General features: G+C 39.6%; 11 protein-coding genes and 2 riboswitches. Of the genes, 2 read left to right on the forward strand and 9 right to left on the reverse strand.

Annotation, left to right across the window (positions count from 1 at the left end; translation table 11 throughout):
- Positions 1-305 precede the first annotated feature (305 nt).
- From ptsG to LXM54_RS25970, 9 genes are all read right to left on the reverse strand, one after another.
- On the reverse strand, positions 306-2,369 hold the full coding sequence (gene ptsG / locus LXM54_RS25930; protein WP_233318962.1) for a glucose-specific PTS transporter subunit IIBC: 2,064 nt from the start codon (positions 2,367-2,369) through the stop codon (positions 306-308).
- A gap of 191 nt (positions 2,370-2,560) precedes the next feature.
- Positions 2,561-3,403, reverse strand: a complete 843-nt coding sequence (gene glcT, locus LXM54_RS25935) for a glucose PTS transporter transcription antiterminator GlcT (RefSeq protein WP_233318965.1) — start codon at positions 3,401-3,403, stop codon at positions 2,561-2,563.
- A 119-nt stretch (positions 3,404-3,522) separates the two neighbouring features.
- A complete protein-coding gene (locus tag LXM54_RS25940; protein ID WP_233318967.1) occupies positions 3,523-4,851 on the reverse strand; it encodes an NCS2 family permease in 1,329 nt (442 codons plus the stop codon).
- A 130-nt stretch (positions 4,852-4,981) separates the two neighbouring features.
- Positions 4,982-5,084: riboswitch (purine riboswitch) on the reverse strand.
- A gap of 180 nt (positions 5,085-5,264) precedes the next feature.
- The gene (gene guaA, locus LXM54_RS25945; protein WP_233318968.1) at positions 5,265-6,815 is read right to left on the reverse strand and encodes a glutamine-hydrolyzing GMP synthase; all 1,551 of its coding nucleotides are present in this window, start codon (positions 6,813-6,815) and stop codon (positions 5,265-5,267) included.
- 232 nt (positions 6,816-7,047) lie between these two features.
- Positions 7,048-7,149, reverse strand: a riboswitch (purine riboswitch).
- Between the two features lie 217 nt (positions 7,150-7,366).
- Entirely contained in the window at positions 7,367-9,598 is a 2,232-nt protein-coding gene (locus LXM54_RS25950; protein WP_233318970.1) for a transglutaminase-like domain-containing protein, read from the reverse strand.
- A complete protein-coding gene (locus LXM54_RS25955) occupies positions 9,595-10,803 on the reverse strand; it encodes a DUF58 domain-containing protein (protein ID WP_233319044.1) in 1,209 nt (402 codons plus the stop codon). Before LXM54_RS25955 ends, LXM54_RS25950 begins: the two co-directional genes overlap by 4 nt.
- Positions 10,803-11,762 carry an AAA family ATPase gene (locus tag LXM54_RS25960; protein WP_233318972.1) on the reverse strand — a complete coding sequence of 320 codons (960 nt, stop codon included), beginning with the start codon at positions 11,760-11,762 and terminating at the stop codon, positions 10,803-10,805. The genes LXM54_RS25955 and LXM54_RS25960 overlap by 1 nt, the downstream gene beginning before the upstream one ends.
- Positions 11,763-11,850: 88 nt before the next feature.
- On the reverse strand, positions 11,851-13,278 hold the full coding sequence (locus LXM54_RS25965) for a TerD family protein (RefSeq protein WP_233318974.1): 1,428 nt from the start codon (positions 13,276-13,278) through the stop codon (positions 11,851-11,853).
- Positions 13,279-13,479: 201 nt separating this feature from the next.
- Positions 13,480-15,384: a putative bifunctional diguanylate cyclase/phosphodiesterase gene (locus tag LXM54_RS25970; protein ID WP_233318976.1), complete on the reverse strand. Its 1,905-nt coding sequence runs from the start codon at positions 15,382-15,384 to the stop codon at positions 13,480-13,482.
- Between the two features lie 260 nt (positions 15,385-15,644).
- On the opposite strand from LXM54_RS25970, the gene LXM54_RS25975 reads away from it, so the two are divergent.
- Positions 15,645-15,824 (forward strand): hypothetical protein, encoded by a 180-nt coding sequence (locus LXM54_RS25975; RefSeq protein ID WP_233318978.1) that lies wholly within the window; start codon positions 15,645-15,647, stop codon positions 15,822-15,824.
- A gap of 109 nt (positions 15,825-15,933) precedes the next feature.
- Complete coding sequence (locus LXM54_RS25980; RefSeq protein WP_233318980.1) at positions 15,934-16,773, forward strand: manganese catalase family protein; 840 nt, start codon at positions 15,934-15,936, stop codon at positions 16,771-16,773.
- Positions 16,774-16,793: the final 20 nt, after the last annotated feature.

Here is a 16,793-nt window from a genome sequence, read left to right on the forward strand (position 1 = left end):
ACTTTATTTTCATCTTTATAACGCAAGTTATAAAAACGATTATTGTTGACGTTTTGTTTGTTCAGTTTTCAAAGAGCAATTTTAAATCACTGTTAGAAGTGACTTTTTAAATAATACCAGCATTTTTCTTCAAAGTCAACAGCTTATTTTTTTACAAGATGTTCCTCAAAGACGCTGTTTTCATATAATATCACCATCTAACCCAATAGTCAACATAACTTTTTAAAAAAATCATTCATAAAACACTTTCTTCTATTATATATATAAAAAAGAACCCAGCAATAACAGCCGGGTTCTCAAAAAGTTTATTTCACGATAGAAATAATATCTTCTTCATTCAAATCAACATCGCCTGGTTTATTAATCTGTACAGATTCACCTTCAGCTAAATTAGTGAAGATAATTGGCGTTGTTGTTGATGTTGCATTTTCTTTAATGAAGTCCAGGTCTACTTTCAATAGAGGCTGACCTTTTTTAACTTCGTCATTTTCCCCTACTAGAGTTTCGAATCCTTCCCCTTTCAGTTTCACTGTATCGATACCGAAGTGGATTAAGATTTCACGGCCTGAATCTGCCATAATACCAATTGCGTGTTTTGTCGGGAACAAGTTTACAATTTTCCCGTCAACAGGAGATACAACAGTACCTTCAGATGGAATGATTGCAAAGCCATCACCCATCATTTTACCAGCGAACACTGGATCTGGAACTTCTGTAATTGGCACCAACTGACCTTTAATTGGTGATACAAGTGAATCGTCACCGTCAACATCACCTTTAAGAGCATTTGGATTTACCTCTTCAATTTGCTGCTTCACTTCTTTATCCATTGAAGCATTTGCAGCTGGACGCGGTCTTTTACCGCTCATAATATCTCTCATTTGACCTTTAATTGTTTCAGAACGAGGACCGAATATTGCTTGAATGTTATTGCCGACTTCAAGTACCCCAGCAGCACCAAGCTTTTTCAAACGATCTTTATCAACATCTTTAATGTCATTAACTGACACACGAAGTCTTGTGATACATGCATCAAGGTGAGCGATATTTTCTTGTCCACCCATTGCTTCTAGTACTTCATATGGAAGGTCGCTAGTAGTGCCGCCTGCAGTTTCTTCTTCTTCAGTTTCATCTTCACGTCCTGGAGTTTTCAAGTTAAACTTGCGGATTGCGAAACGGAAACCAAAGTAATAAATAACAGCGAACACTAAACCAACCGGAATGATAATCCAAGCATTTGTTTGTGGGTTAATTAATCCAAATAGAATATAGTCAATTAAACCACCAGAGAAAGTCATACCAACCTTAACATCCAACAGTTGCATTGTCATAAATGATAGACCTGCAAATACTGCGTGGATACCGAATAGAACTGGTGCTACGAATAAGAATGAGAATTCTAAAGGCTCAGTAATACCTGTTAAGAAAGAAGTTAATGCAGCAGAAGCCATCAAACCACCAACAACTGCTTTTCTTTCTGGACGTGCCTCATGATAAATAGCAAGAGCTGCAGCTGGCAATCCGAACATCATGAACGGGAATTTACCTGTCATGAATGTACCAGCAGTCAAGTTTTGTACACCATCTTTAATTTCAGCCATGAAGATACGTTGGTCACCACGTACTACATCACCAGCAGCAGTAGTGTATTGTCCAAACTCATACCAGAATGGAGAGTAGAAGATATGGTGCAATCCGAATGGAATCAATGAACGTTCAATGATACCAAAAATCAATGCTGAAATAGTCAAGTTTGCATTAACCATGTTTTGAGAGAATGCATTTAGACCAGTTTGGATTGGAGGCCAGATTAATACCATTAACAAACCTAAGATAACAGCACTTCCTGCCGTAATAATCGGCACAAAACGCTTTCCAGCAAAGAACCCTAAATATGATGGCAATTCTATTTCATAGAACTTGTTATAAAGCATAGAAGCAAGTATACCTACGATGATACCGCCGAACACCCCTGTTTGAAGCGTTGGAATACCAAGTACGTTAGCAATATCGATACCGTTAACAGATTCAGCTGTATAGCCTTTAACAGTACCCATTGTTACATTCATAATTAAGTAACCAATAATTGCAGCAAGACCAGCAACACCCTCACCGCCAGATAAACCTACTGCAACACCAACTGCAAACAACAGCGGCAAGTTGCTGAATACGATATTACCCGCGTTTTCCATTACGGACGCTACCATCGATACTCCACTATTATCTAAGAATGGAGCAAGATCTAGCAATGCTTCATTGTGAAGCGCATTACCTAGCGCAAGCAAAATACCAGCAGCTGGCAATAATGCAACCGGAAGCATAAGTGCTTTTCCGACTTTTTGCAAAACACCGAAAATCTTTTTAAACATTCGTTTTTCCTCCTACTTTATTAAAAAAATTCTTCTAGCCCATAAAGCGTTATCAAAAGGCAAAACAAAAAGGCATGAGTAAAAAGTAACTGAAAAAAGCTGTTCAGGGATATATTGCCCTAAATAACTCCGTTCAATCATCTTTTTCACTCATGCCTGATCGAATCAGTAACACGTTTATAAGATAATAACTATTTAACCTTTTTTTGAAGTCGCTGAAGATGCATTGTTAAATACACAGCTTCCGCATCAAATACAGGTTTCTTTAATGATTGTTGCATCACTTTAATGAGCTTCCATGAGAGATTATAGCACAGCGGATATTCATCTTTCAATAGGGAAGTTATTTTTTCTGGTTCATCCACTTTTTCCCCATTATGAACTCTTTCAATCGTAAAACGAAGATGACGAACTAGTCTCATATAATCAATGCTGTCTTTATCAATTTCGATTTCCAGCTGTTCTTCAATTAAATTGACAAGATGTGTCACTAATTGAGAATGCTGGTTAACCTCAGAAAGATTTCTATTCATCATTGCGCTGTGAATATGAAGAGCGATGAAACCGATTTCACCTACAGGCAAATTAATTTTTGTCTGTTCACTAATTAGCTTTACTACATCCTCAGCAATCTTATATTCAAAAGGATATAGAGCCTTCGTTTCGATCAAAAAGGGATTATTTAGCACAAGCCCATTTGATAATCTCGAAGCCGCAAACATGATGTGATCTGTTAACGCAACATGAATATGCTCATTGAGCATCGCATTTGTTTTGCTTTTAATAAGCTCTATAGAAGAAATAATAACATCTAGCAAATCGTTGTCTACTTGAGGAAGGAGTTTCAGGTAGTTTATCTGTTCTTTTTCATTGCGAAGAACAAAAAGTTTCTCAACTACATCCGCGTCAATAGAGTCACCATTCTTTCTGTTAAACCCTATTCCTTTTCCAATTAGCACAACTTCTCCATATGAAGGATGCTCACCAATAAGCACATTATTATTAAGCGCTTTTTTCACTAGTAAATTTGGCATGATTTTTTCCTCACTTCGACAGACTTCTAGGTAATTTAATGTTATTAAAGTCGAACTTGTAAGTCAACGAAAAAATAACAAAAGGCTGCTAAAAATAGCAGCCTTTAAAATCTTATTCCTTATTGAAGGAAAACAAAGTATAGTGCAAAGATGGCAAAGAAAATATACATGATTGGATTGATTTCTTTTCTGCGGCCGCTTAACAGCATTGTAATCGGGTAGAAAATGAATCCAACAGCAATACCTGTTGCAATACTGTACGTTAAAGGCATTGACACGATTACCAAGAAAGAAGGCACTGCAATTTCAAACTTAGTCCAATCAATTTTCCCTAGAGACGATACCATCAATATTCCGACAACAACTAGCGCCGGTGTAGTAACAGCAGATGTAACTACTTCCAATAGCGGGAAGAAGAACAGGGAAAGCAAGAAAAATCCTGCTGTTACAACTGATGCAAAACCTGAGCGAGCTCCTGCTGCAACACCAGCAGATGATTCAACGAAAGAAGTCGTTGTTGAAGTTCCGAAGATAGAACCTACCATTGAAGCAATAGAATCTGCAAACAATGCTTTACCTGCTCTTGGCAATTTATTGTCTTTCATTAATCCTGCTTGGTTCGCTACAGCAACCAATGTTCCAGCATTATCAAAGAAATCTACGAATAAGAATGTAAGAATAACAACAAGCATGCTTTGTGTATAGAATGCGCCGTCTCCGAAAGCGGAGAACAATTTACCGAAAGTCGGCTCTATACTTGGCACTGCTGATACAACACCTGATGGCGTATTAATAACACCAAAAATCATTCCGACCACAGCTGTAATTATCATTCCGTAGAATACGCCGCCATGAATTTTTTTAACCATTAAAATGATTGTTACGAAAATCCCGAAGATTGCCAGCAGTGTGCTAGGCTTTGACAAATCACCGATATGAACTAATGTTGCAGGATTGTCGACGATGATTTCAGCATTTTGCAAGCCGATGAATGTAATAAATAAACCTATTCCCGCTCCAACTGCAAGCTTTAACTCAACTGGTATTGCATTTATTAATTTTTCACGAAGACCGGTAATCGTCAACAGCAGGAAGAAGAAACTTGAAATAAATACTGCTGCCAAAGCGTATTCCCATGGCTCACCTTGTGTTAAAACAACTGTATATGCAAAAAACGCATTTAAACCCAAACCTGGTGCAAGTGCAATTGGATAATTAGCAAACAATCCCATGATAAGAGATCCAACTGCTGCAGCTAATGCCGTTGCCACAAATACTGCACCGTAATCCATACGAAGCGCATCCGGCAAGTCTGCTACATCGCCTAGTGTTAATGTAAATGGGTTAACCGCCAATATATATGCCATTGCTAGGAAGGTTGTAAAACCACCAACAAACTCTTTACGGTAATTCGTTCCCAGTTCCTCAAATTTGAAAAACTTTTTCATTCTTTTTTCCCCTTTCATGTTCCAATTCAATAAGAACAAAAAAACACTCCATTATCGTAGGAGCGTTGACTAGGGTTTGTGAAATATAGCAGGGATTAGATAATAAAGAATAAAAGTTCTAATACGTATCCCTTTATATACACAACCTCGTAGTCAAGCTATTTACGGTAGCTCGGTAGAAACTTTTGGGCCATATCCCCCATAATTATACGAGTATTTCTTTAGTTGCAAATTTAGTTTATCAGCATGTTTTCTTTTCGTCAATACAAAAAACGAACATTAAGAGGATATTTTTTTGTAAACGTTCGCTTACTTTTTACCCCTTAATGTTCGTGTTTGGATATTTCTATTAGATTAATTTGGAAATTATTATACCAAATTACCTAAGGGACCGTTCCCTTAGGCAACCTTTATTATTCCCACTCAATAGTAGCAGGTGGCTTACTTGTAATATCATAAACGACGCGGTTAACATGATCCACTTCGTTAACAATTCTTGTTGAAATAACTTCAAGCACTTCCCATGGAATACGTGCCCAGTCAGATGTCATACCATCGATAGATGTAACTGCACGGATTCCGATTGTGTAATCGTATGTGCGCGCATCACCCATTACACCAACACTGCGGATGTCAGGCAGAACTGTGAAGTATTGCCAGATATCACGGTCTAAGCCTGCTTTTTTAATTTCTTCACGCAGGATGTAGTCAGACTCACGAACGATTTCCAGCTTATCTTCGCTGATTGCGCCCAATACACGGATACCAAGACCCGGTCCTGGGAATGGTTGTCTCCAAACGATTTCATCAGCTATTCCTAGCTCTGTACCTAATGCTCTTACTTCATCCTTGAACAATGTATTTAATGGCTCGATTAGTTCGAACTGCATATCTTCTGGCAGTCCGCCAACATTGTGGTGGGACTTAATCGTTTGTGCAGTTGCTGTACCACTTTCGATAATATCTGTGTAAAGCGTTCCTTGTGCAAGGAAGTCAATTCCTTCAAGCTTGCTTGCTTCATCATCAAATACGTAGATGAACTCGTTACCGATTATTTTACGTTTTTTCTCTGGATCGCTGACACCTTCCAATTTAGACATGAAACGTTCTTTAGCATCCACTTTGATTACGTTCATATGGAAGCCTTCTGTGAAAGTCTTCATAACACTTTCTGCTTCGCCTTTACGCAATAGACCATGGTCAACGAAGATACATGTCAACTGATCGCCGATTGCTTTATGGATAAGAACAGCAACAACAGAAGAGTCTACCCCGCCGCTAAGTGCGCAAAGAACTTTTCTGTCTCCAACTGTTTGACGGATTTTCTCCATTTCGATTTCAATGAAGTTTTCCATTGACCAGTCGCCTTTACATCCACATACACCGAAAACAAAGTTTTTCAACAGTTCATTTCCGTATACGGAATGGCGCACTTCAGGATGGAATTGAACAGCATAAAGACCTTTTTCCTCGTTGCTCATAGAAGCAATTGGGCAAGAAGGATTAATTGCGTCTACTGTAAATCCTTCAGGCTGCTCGACTACAAGATCTCCGTGGCTCATCCACACGATTTGCTCACTTGGCAGATCAGAGAAAAGCTTTGTGCTGTTTTCGATTTTAATTTCAGCTTTTCCATATTCACGGTGCTTCGCTTTTTCAACTTTACCGCCGAAATGCTTTGTCATCAGCTGCATGCCGTAGCAAATACCGAAGATTGGCAGCCCTAAATCAAAGATTCGCTCGTCACAGCCGAATGCATTCTCATCATAAACACTGTTAGGTCCGCCAGAGAAGATAATCCCCGCTGGATTTAGCGCTTTGATTTCTTCTGCTGTAATTGTATGTGGGTGAAGCTCACTATAAACGCCAAATTCCCTAATTCTTCTTGTGATTAATTGATTGTACTGACTGCCGAAATCAAGAACGACAATCATTTGTTGGTCTTGAATGCTTGTTTTCCCCATGTTATTCACCTCATTAATCTATTAAAAAGCTCATTGTTACTATTTTTTCACATTTTTGCTTATTCATGCTATAAAACGAAAAGCCATGGCAAAAAATATTGAAAAAGACTATTTTATAGCAGCAAAAAAGGTATTTCTTCATATAAAAAAGACTAGAATTCGGCCTCAAATAAAAACGAAGGCAGAATTCTAGTCTTTTACTATTACAATGGTTTACACACACCATATAAAAATAAGACCCATCTGCCTTCATAGTCGGATCCTTTAAGGTGACCCGGTAGAGACTCTCGAACCATATCATCGAGGATATATGAAGGAAATTTATTAGTTTAGAACATTGTAACAACATGTCGAATTGCTGGTCAAGGTGTTGTTGTTTTGATTAAATTTTCGCACAATTCACCAAGTCATTCTATTCATACTTTTGTAGCTTGCTTTCATTTAATAACTTCCTCTATTTGGCAGATCCTTTTATCATTCTAATCTGATAAATGCTATAAAAAAAGGAATCCAACACCCCAATAAAAATGTGTTGAATTCCTTTCATCAGGTCAAGCTGCTGTCTTTCTAATCAGCCTTTCCCACATTTCCTTCCATTCCGTCCAATTATTGTCCTGACTATTCCCTTTATACAAGAGCTCCTCATATTTGGCAGTCAAAACAGCCATTTCATTCGTTTTTAAAACATGGTCAATGTATTTGGCATATTCCCGCAATGTCATGTTGTCTTGTTTGCCCCAACCTGAGAGCTTGAGCATTTTGAGCAAGGTTAAATAGGCTTTTTCAAAGTCATTGCCTTTTTTCCCGCGCTTGTATTTCCATATATAAAATATAGGCAGCCACTTATGTCTCTTCCAGAACAGTATCCAGCTCATGGCTATGATTAGAACAGCTCCGCCAACCAGCCACTGCCATCTTTCAGCAGCAAAGTTTGCAATTGTATTCCACCACTTTCCGAATGATTTCTCTTCAGACTGATCTGATGCTACTGTCTCTTCTTCTGGTACTTGTTGCTCTTCCCGCTGCTGTTGTGCTTCCTGCTCGGTTTGTTCATTTTCTTCTGTGTTTGTGTCCGCTTCGTTTCGAACATCATTTACATACGTATTTTCATTGGAGAATCCTTGTGTCGGTTCAAAGGTTACCCAGCCAGCTCCAGGAAAATATGCTTCTACCCAGGAATGAGCATTGTTATTGGTTACTTCATATTGGCTTCTATTGTTTTCCTGTTTGATGAGATCACCTTCAGTAAATCCTTTAACCCATCTTGCAGGAATGCCGAGAGATCGCAGCATCACAACCATTGAAGTTGAATAATTATCACAATAACCTATTTTTGTTTCAAAAAGAAACTGATCGACATAATCTTCATCATCTGCTGGTATGGCCACATCGCTTTGGCTGTATACAAAACCATTTCCGGAAAAGTAGTTTTCAATTGCTCTTGCCTTTGCAAAAACATTATCCTCATCCTTCGTGATTTCAGCTGCTAAATCAATGACTCTCTGTGGCAAATTTTGCGGTAGTTGCGTATATCTTGCTGCTATCTCCGGATTTTCTCTTAAATAGCCGCTCATGTCAGCACTCGTCAATGTACTTAAACTGTATTCAGGCTTTTCATAACTCACACTATAGGAATCTGTTGGAAAATCGAAGGAAATCCGTTCACTTCCTGTTTCTACAATCATCGTCGTATCCATACTTGAAGCTGCTTCTGTCACTCCTAAAGGATATAAGAGATAATCAAAAGGCTGTGCAAAGTTAACCGTACTTTCCTGTGCTTCTGTCTTTACACTGTCGCCTTCCTCAAAAGATACGAACGGGATATCACCAGCTCCTTCTAATCTCTGAAAGTCTTGTCCATTCATTGTGACTGCTTCTTCCGATTGAACCCAGCCCTTACCTGTATACGTATCCTTCGTCTCTACCTTCCAATAATGAGAGGATTCAACTTCAGTCTGAAACATTAATGTATCATCCGGCTCAAAGTCTCCGCCAAGCCTCGAATCATCAACACTGTAGCCTACTCGATGGGGTCCGTTGCCATTACCTTCGCCTTCACCACCATTGTCACCAATTGTCTGGATAAACGGCACAGGATCTGGCCAGATTGGATTTGCTTTCGGCGCTGCATATGCTATTGCCGCACTAGCAAAAACAAAGAAAAGCAATGGAGCCATCCACTTTAATGCTAAGAATCTTCGGTCAGTTATATTTTCCTTATCCTTCATCCGATAGAAGGTCAGCATGCCCATTGCTGTAAAGCCTATGATAGTTGTCCTTATGATTGCTATTGATGCATCATATGGAGTAAATGTATCAAGAACCGTTATATAAACCATCGTTAATAGAAAGAAGGTAAATATTCTTCTGCGTTTAATCAGCCAGTAATCAATAAGATATGACATTAACCAAAGCAAAATAAAGAAAAGCAGACTTTTGAACATATTGGTTAACTCAGGCCAATTCGTATCAAATAAAATTGCAAAATTATCCATTACTTCTGTTGTAAAGGCACCAATCCAGTTGAATGTAAAAAAGGAATTTCCATAGTACAAATATTGTAAAACAAATAGAATATAGCCAATTTTAATAATACCGCTTAAAGTAGGATGAAAACGCAGATAGGCCATAACAAGTGAGAGAAGCAAAAACAGGATAAACACGACAACATTCCCTGTATTAGTTAGTTGCTCCATCGGCCGCAGCCATTCCCATATAAGAAAAAAACCTAGCACATACAGCAAAAAATTAGAAATAGCCGTATGAATTCCTATAAATCTCAACTAGTTGCCACCTCCAAAAATGCATCCTTGAATCTTCCCTTAGACACAGGTATAACCATAATTCCCCTCGAAGAAGCCGCAGCTTTTAAACTTCTTTCTTCCTGAGTCAAGCTCTCATTTGCCTCCTTCACAAGAAAAACAGCTACCTGATAGCGTTTATTAGCGAGATAGCTTGTCTTTTCAACAAGCTGCTTCGTCAAGTTTGTTGTAGTGATTAACAAGGTGGCTTGCTGCTGCAATAAGGACATTTCATTATCAAGCACATTTGCCAAGGAAAGCGGAGATGCATCCTCACACTTAGCTAGGTGATGGAATAGAAGACTGCGCTGGCCTTCCCCGCCTCTTATCGGAAAGGTTGTCCGCTCCTTTTCGACCGTAAGCAAACCTGCTTGTGCGCCTTTACGAATAATCCCTCTAATTAAAGAAGCAGTAAACGAAACAAGCGTCTCGAATTTTTCGCTTTTTTCACAGTCAAGTACAACTAAAATGTCATGTGACTGTTTCTGTTCGAATTCCTTAGTCATAAAGGAATCCCTTTTAGCACTCGCCTTCCAGTTAATCCACGAAAATCTGTCACCAGTCTGAAATTCTCGAATACCGACTGCCATCGTTGTATCACGTTGGACCCGTTCCTTCGATACTGTCGCCCCTTGATCATAATGTGTCATAAACGGTTTGTAGGAAAGCTCCTCATATACTGGATAAACAATAATCTGGTCTGGCAAAGCAAGCTTTAATTCCTTTTCCATTAAGCCAAGCGGATCACCTGTTTTAACAGCTACCTCTGTAAACAGATGCTCTCCTCTTGGTACGGCATCTATATGATAAGAAAGAACAATTCGCCTTTTAAAACCAGGAAAGACTAATACTTTTCCTGAAGCCTGCTCTTTCAAGCTGGTGCTGAACACATCCTCTACCACCAAGTAAAAAAGGGGAAACACGGACGATCTTGTCAGCTCCAACTCCACTGTCATTTTCTCCATCGCAGTGTATTCATGCTTCGTAATTTTCCTTACTGCTTTCCAAGCCTTTAACGGATACATAGCAAGCAAAGCTCCGTATATGGCAAATGGCAAAAAGCTGTAAAACAAAAACCAGCTGACAAACCCACCTTGAAACATTGCATACGCAAAAGCTGCACCTGCCAACAGAAACAAAACAAGTAACTTCCAGATGCGAAGCAATCTTCTAAGTATCCTGTTCATCACGTACCTAGCCTTCTGACAGGAACTTGAACAGCTGCCAGAATCTCGCCCATTATATCCTCTGCAGAGATACCGTCAAACTTAGCCTCTGACTTTAAGATAATTCTATGGGAAAATACAGCCTTGGCAAGATATTGAACATCATCAGGAATAACATAATCTCTGCCTTGAACAAATGCATAACTTTGAACAGCTCTCATCAAGGCAATTGATCCACGGGGACTGACACCTAAATAAACATTGCGATGTGCTCTCGATTCTGTTGCAAGATCGACAATGTACTTCTTAATCGTAGCATCAACATAAACCTTCTTCACTTCTGCCTGCAGCATAAGCAGCTCTTCTAATGAAACAACACTTTCCAATTCTTCAATAGGAGCTGACGTTTGGACTCTTGTCAGTACCTCCATCTCCTCTTCATGTGTTGGATAACCCATTTTCATCTTCAAAAGAAATCTGTCCAGCTGAGCCTCTGGCAAAGGATATGTCCCTTCATATTCAATCGGGTTTTGAGTGGCCATAACAAAAAAGGGCTTATTCAGCTTATGTGTCACACCATCTATGGTGACACTGCTTTCTTCCATTGCCTCTAATAATGCGGATTGGGTTTTAGGGGAAGTTCTGTTAATCTCATCTGCGAGAATTATATTGCCAAGTATTGGTCCAGGAAGAAACTGAAACTCCATTTCCTTTGGATTATAGATAGACACACCAGTTACGTCAGATGGAAGCAAGTCTGGAGTAAATTGAATTCTGCGGAAATTTGCGCCGACCGATTTAGCCAATGAACGAACCATCATTGTCTTTCCTACGCCTGGAACATCTTCGAGGAGCACATGACCTTGTGCCAACAGAGCAATCAAACTTAGCTCTGCCACTTCCCGCTTGCCAATCATTACCTTCTCTATATTTTCAATTATTCTGTTCACTTTGCCATTAGCTTCTTGTGTGATTGTCATGCTTCTCCTCCTATATAAAAGTACCTGTAAAAATTGCCGCGGAAGGAAAGCTTAAAACAAGCCATCCTTCTGCCTTTATCTATTTTTGTTAAGAAAGAAATTCATTCGGATTAAGCCCAAGCTCCTGACAGATTTCTGCAACTGTTTGCTTTTCTCTTTGGTCGAAGTTTCCGTCTGCATAACCGATAGATATACAATACCGTGCCACAAGCCGCGCAACCTCCGGCTTGGAACGAACTTTCCCAATAGCTCTAAAAGCTTCAGCCCGTCCAATTATTTGGTCATATTCCATTCTTCTTACAAAATGATTAAATTGCTGCTGCACTTTGTTTGTATCAAATACTCGCAGTTCTTCACTCTGATGGATAAACTCTATCATCTTCCGTTCTTCGGCAGGGTCCAGCCTGCCATCTGCCATGCTGACAAGGGCACAGGAGGCAACAACAGCATCAAGAACATCCGGACTTTTAAAGCGCATGAACAGCTCCTTTGCTCTCTGCTTTTGCTGTCTTCCCCACTCCGCATAATCTGTACTAGAAGGTGACCAGGTGTTTCTGCAGCTGTTGCATGTAAATTTCAATTGATTTTTGCCAATAAATCCGCCTAATAGGCCGATTGGGCCAAGAATTAAGCCGCCGATAGCTGCTTTCCCCAATCCGAAGCCCTTCTCTCCTGTTCTTACATTTGTGCTGTTACACCTCGGGCAAGCAATATGGTCACCGCCATACCCTGTTTGGCTTTGGCCAAAGCCTTGCTGCTGATTGCCGCCATGAAAAGGTGCTTGTCCATAGGATGGCTGATTGACAGGAGGATATGTTCCAGCACTGCTAGATGGGTATGTATTTGCATAGGTGTTCGAGTTCTCGTAGTATGGCTGGTTTTGCACAGGTGGAGCAAAGCTATGCGGCTGGGCATTAAAGCTATTTTGCGGTGCTGGTTCGTCATCGACCGTTACACCAAAGTTCCTGCATAAAGCACCAAGTCCTCCTTGGAAGCCGCTTCCGATTGCATTGAACTTCCACTCCCCGTTATGGCGATAAAGCTCCGCAGCCACAATTGCTGTTTCCACGGTGTAATCTCTGCCAAGATTAAAGCGAATTAACTCTGTTTGGTTTCCTTCATTAAACACACGAACATATGCATTAGATATATGGCCAAAATTCTGCCCTTTTTCATATGCATTATGTATGGTAATAGAAAAGGCAATTCGCTGAATGGACGGAGGTACCCTGTTTAAGTCAATTCTTATTTGTTCGTCGTCAAGATGCCCTGCTCCTGTCCTGTTATCTCCGCTGTACATAACAGAGCCGCCCGCTCCGCTCGGATTATTGTAAAAAATAAAATCTTGGTCGCTGAGAACCTTGCTGTTGCCCCCAAGTAAAAATGCGGAAGCATCAAGATCATAATCAGCACCTGTATGATTGATATCCCATCCTAACCCTACTATTACAGTGCTCAAACCTGGATAGGTTTTCGTTAAGTCCACCTTCTGTCCTTTGCTAAGCATTACGCCCATTACTATTCCTCCTTAGCAACTAATTCACCCTTGTGTCCAGTGCCATTGTATTATTTTTATTGTACATGAGTTCGTTATTATTTGGAATTTTCTAACCTGCCTATATACGTACAAAAATAACAAAAAGTTCCCTTTTTCCGTATCCATTCGCGAGAAAAGCAACTGATTCCTTCTTTCCAAAAACAAAAGGCTCCAACTTTGTCAGAGCCTTTCTTGTATGGAAGCAGCAATCGGCCGCCTCTTTAAGTATTCTTCCATTTCTACTGCTGTAATTGGTTTACTGAATAAGTAGCCTTGCATCTCTCTGCAATTTAAATCTCGGAGAAGCCTGCATTGCTCCACCGTCTCCACACCTTCTGCCGTTACATGCATGGAAAGCTTATGCGCCATCGATATAATCAACGCAACAATATCCTGTTCCTTCTGCAGATCTCTAATAAAGGATTGATCAATTTTCAATCGGTCAATCGGCATTTTTCTTAGTACACTCAAGGAGGAATATCCTGTGCCAAAATCATCAATAGCAATTGTAAGTCCATTCCTCTTCAGCAATTTCAGTTTGTCTATCGCCTCATCAAGATAATTAGTGAGCACACTTTCGGTAATCTCTAACTGGATATGGCTTGGTTTTACTCCTGCTTCCGAAATTGGCTCAAGAATGTTGTTTACAAAATCAGCCTGCTGAAATAATAAAGGTGATATATTGATGCAAATGGTCAGGCTGATTCCTTGTTCATTCCAGTATTTTAATTGTCTGCAAGCTTTATTAATGACCCAATTGCTTATAGCACCTATTGTCCCCATTTCCTCTGCAACAGGAATAAAGCGACTAGGAGATATTAGACCAGACACAGGATGATTCCAGCGCAGCAATGCTTCCACTCCAATTACCTTATTTAAGAACACATCAATTTTCGGCTGATACACAAGAAAGAAATGATTATCCATATCTTCTGTTGCTTTTCTAAGTTCATGCTGGAGGTGAAGCCGCTCAACCATAAACACCTTCATGCTTTTTGTAAACAACTGTGAATTATTACGCCCCTTTTCTTTCGCAAAATACATCGCAATATCCGCATTCTTTTCGAGAGTTTCTAACTCTTTTCCATGATCGGGAAAAATAGATATACCAATGCTTAATGTAATATAGAACTTCTGATTTTCAATATGAAGCGGCTCGTTAAAAAGGGAAATTAAATCTTTGGCAATCCTTTCCGCTTCCTTAGCAGACTGAAGTCCCGGAAGCATAACAGTAAACTCGTCTCCTCCATATCGGGAAACAAGTCCGCTTTTCGGGATACAACCAACAATTCTATCTGCGAGCTCTTTTAACACCTTGTCCCCCATATCGTGCCCAATGCTGTCATTGATACCTTTAAAATGATCTAAATCTATAAATAAAAGCGCAAGCTTCTCATTTGTTGTTCTTGCTTTATTCATTGCCTCATTCATTGAATTGCTAAGCATGCGGCGGTTGGCTAGGTTTGTTAATGGATCGTAGAATGCCAGTCTCTCCAATTTCCGCTGGTATTTACGCTTCTCCGTATTATCTAGAATAGAACCCATAATGGCAGGTGCATCATTATGTATCACACTTAATTTGTGAGAAAGAACCACTACATCCAACAGCGTGCCATCCTTTTTCTGAAGCTGAAGTTCAGCTCTATTGTTGTAAAGACCGACTTCTTCCCCTTCATGAAGTGGCAAAATCAAGTCTGAAAAATGCATGCAAAGCAGCTCTTTACTGTGATAGCCGCTTAATGCAAGCAAAGTAGAATTGACATACGCAAATCTTCCTTCACGAAGGATATAAATTCCTAACAAAGATTCCTCTACTAATGTTCGAAATTTAAATTCAGCTTCTGAAATTCTTTTATTCGATTGTTCATCCTTCAGCCTTTCCCTTCTTATTAGAAGGAAAAGAATAGTACTTGTAACACAGATGAAAATCCAGCCTTTCAGCATTTCATAGGATGCCAAATTACGCAAATCGCCAGTGAAATAAGGGAGTAGATAAGATGAAAACATAACCCAGCATGCAGAAATGAGTAAATAGATAAACGGTATCTTTAAATCTGATTTATGCAGATTTTTTAGTCTTTTCATCTTCCCCCTCCTAAGGCGTCTTTTTAACAGGATTATTAGTATTAACCAAGAAGGGAAAAGAAATTTATGAAGGATGCAAAGAGTAGATATTACATCGTTATTTCTTTTATAACAAACCTTTAATGTTCATCGTCATAATGTTTTCATTCGGTAATCAAAGACGGTTTTTGTCACCTATCTGACTTGTTGTGTCACTTTTATTTAATCTTCGCTTCATTCTCTTTATTGTACAATTTATATGTAAAGGAGTTGTGTTACATATGCTTTTTGGATCGATAATTTGTTCAATCCGCAAGTACCATAAATACAGCTATTATTATAGCGGCGAGTGTATAACATGCGGAAAAATCCGTAAGGAATATGAAAAAGATAAGAACGAAAAACAAGTTATGGAAGAAACTCACAAAACAAATAACCAGGAAGAATCCATTAATAAATGATGAGCCTTGAAGGCTCATTTTTTTTGGCAATTTTTAGCACTGTGTTTATCTCTAATTTAGCAGGGGTACTTCATAAGCGTAACTGCAAAACCAAAAGGAGGAGATATATGTGTTTCGTCATCAGAAAGAATTACAATTTGAAGTAAAAGTGGACAAGCCAGATCCAATGCTGGCCCGCCAAATTCAAGAGGTTCTTGGTGGACAATTCGGAGAAATGACTGTTATGATGCAATATCTTTTTCAAGGTTTTAACTGCCGCGGGGAAGAAAAATACAAGGACATGCTGATGGACATTGGTACAGAGGAAATCGGGCATGTAGAAATGTTATGTTCCCTTATAAGCCAACTTCTAGATGGTGCATCACCAGATGATCAGGCAGAAGCAGCTAAAGATCCGACGATTGCTGCCATCATGGGTGGAGTCAATCCGCAGCATCTGCTTGTGAGCGGATTAGGAGGTCTTCCAACTAACTCTAATGGAGTGCCGTGGAATGGTTCTTATATCGTAGCAAGCGGAAACTTACTTGCAGATATGCGCTCTAACCTGCATGCAGAAAGTCAAGGCCGCCTGCAAGTTGCAAGACTGTACCATATGACAAAGGATGAGGGTGTCCGCGCTACATTTAGAAAAATGCTTGCTCGCGACAGATATCACCAATATCAATGGCTTGCAGCAATTGAGGAATTGGAAAGCAAAAACGGTGTCGTTGTACCAGCAAGCTTCCCGCCAGAAGCAGAGAAGGAATCACAGCCTGAAGCTTATGAATTCTGGAACCTCTCTGAAGGATCCGAGTCATCTGACGGCTTATGGGCAACTGGAAGCGCCCCTGATGGCACAGGAGACTTCGTCTATGTGAAAGAGCCTGTCGCAAAAGGGAATGTGCCAATAACTAAAGTACCGTCAGAATCATTGCACCATGATTTAAATACATTAAATACATTGAAATAAAAACAACAAAGAGCTGGCCA

The sequence above is a fragment of the Bacillus sp. Au-Bac7 genome (genome assembly GCF_021341655.1).
In the GTDB taxonomy this organism is placed as follows: Bacteria; Bacillota; Bacilli; order Bacillales; family Cytobacillaceae; genus Niallia.

Excerpts from the sequence above, each read along its gene's own strand:
- LXM54_RS25955 (WP_233319044.1), bottom strand. The coding sequence starts at position 10,803 with ATGAACAGGATACTTAGAAGATTGCTTCGCATCTGGAAGTTACTTGTT.
- glcT (WP_233318965.1), bottom strand. The coding sequence starts at position 3,403 with ATGCCAAATTTACTAGTGAAAAAAGCGCTTAATAATAATGTGCTTATT.
- LXM54_RS25965 (WP_233318974.1), bottom strand. The coding sequence starts at position 13,278 with ATGGGCGTAATGCTTAGCAAAGGACAGAAGGTGGACTTAACGAAAACC.
- guaA (WP_233318968.1), bottom strand. The coding sequence starts at position 6,815 with ATGGGGAAAACAAGCATTCAAGACCAACAAATGATTGTCGTTCTTGAT.
- LXM54_RS25960 (WP_233318972.1), bottom strand. The coding sequence starts at position 11,762 with ATGACAATCACACAAGAAGCTAATGGCAAAGTGAACAGAATAATTGAA.
- LXM54_RS25940 (WP_233318967.1), bottom strand. The coding sequence starts at position 4,851 with ATGAAAAAGTTTTTCAAATTTGAGGAACTGGGAACGAATTACCGTAAA.
- ptsG (WP_233318962.1), bottom strand. The coding sequence starts at position 2,369 with ATGTTTAAAAAGATTTTCGGTGTTTTGCAAAAAGTCGGAAAAGCACTT.
- LXM54_RS25970 (WP_233318976.1), bottom strand. The coding sequence starts at position 15,384 with ATGAAAAGACTAAAAAATCTGCATAAATCAGATTTAAAGATACCGTTT.
- LXM54_RS25975 (WP_233318978.1), top strand. The coding sequence starts at position 15,645 with ATGCTTTTTGGATCGATAATTTGTTCAATCCGCAAGTACCATAAATAC.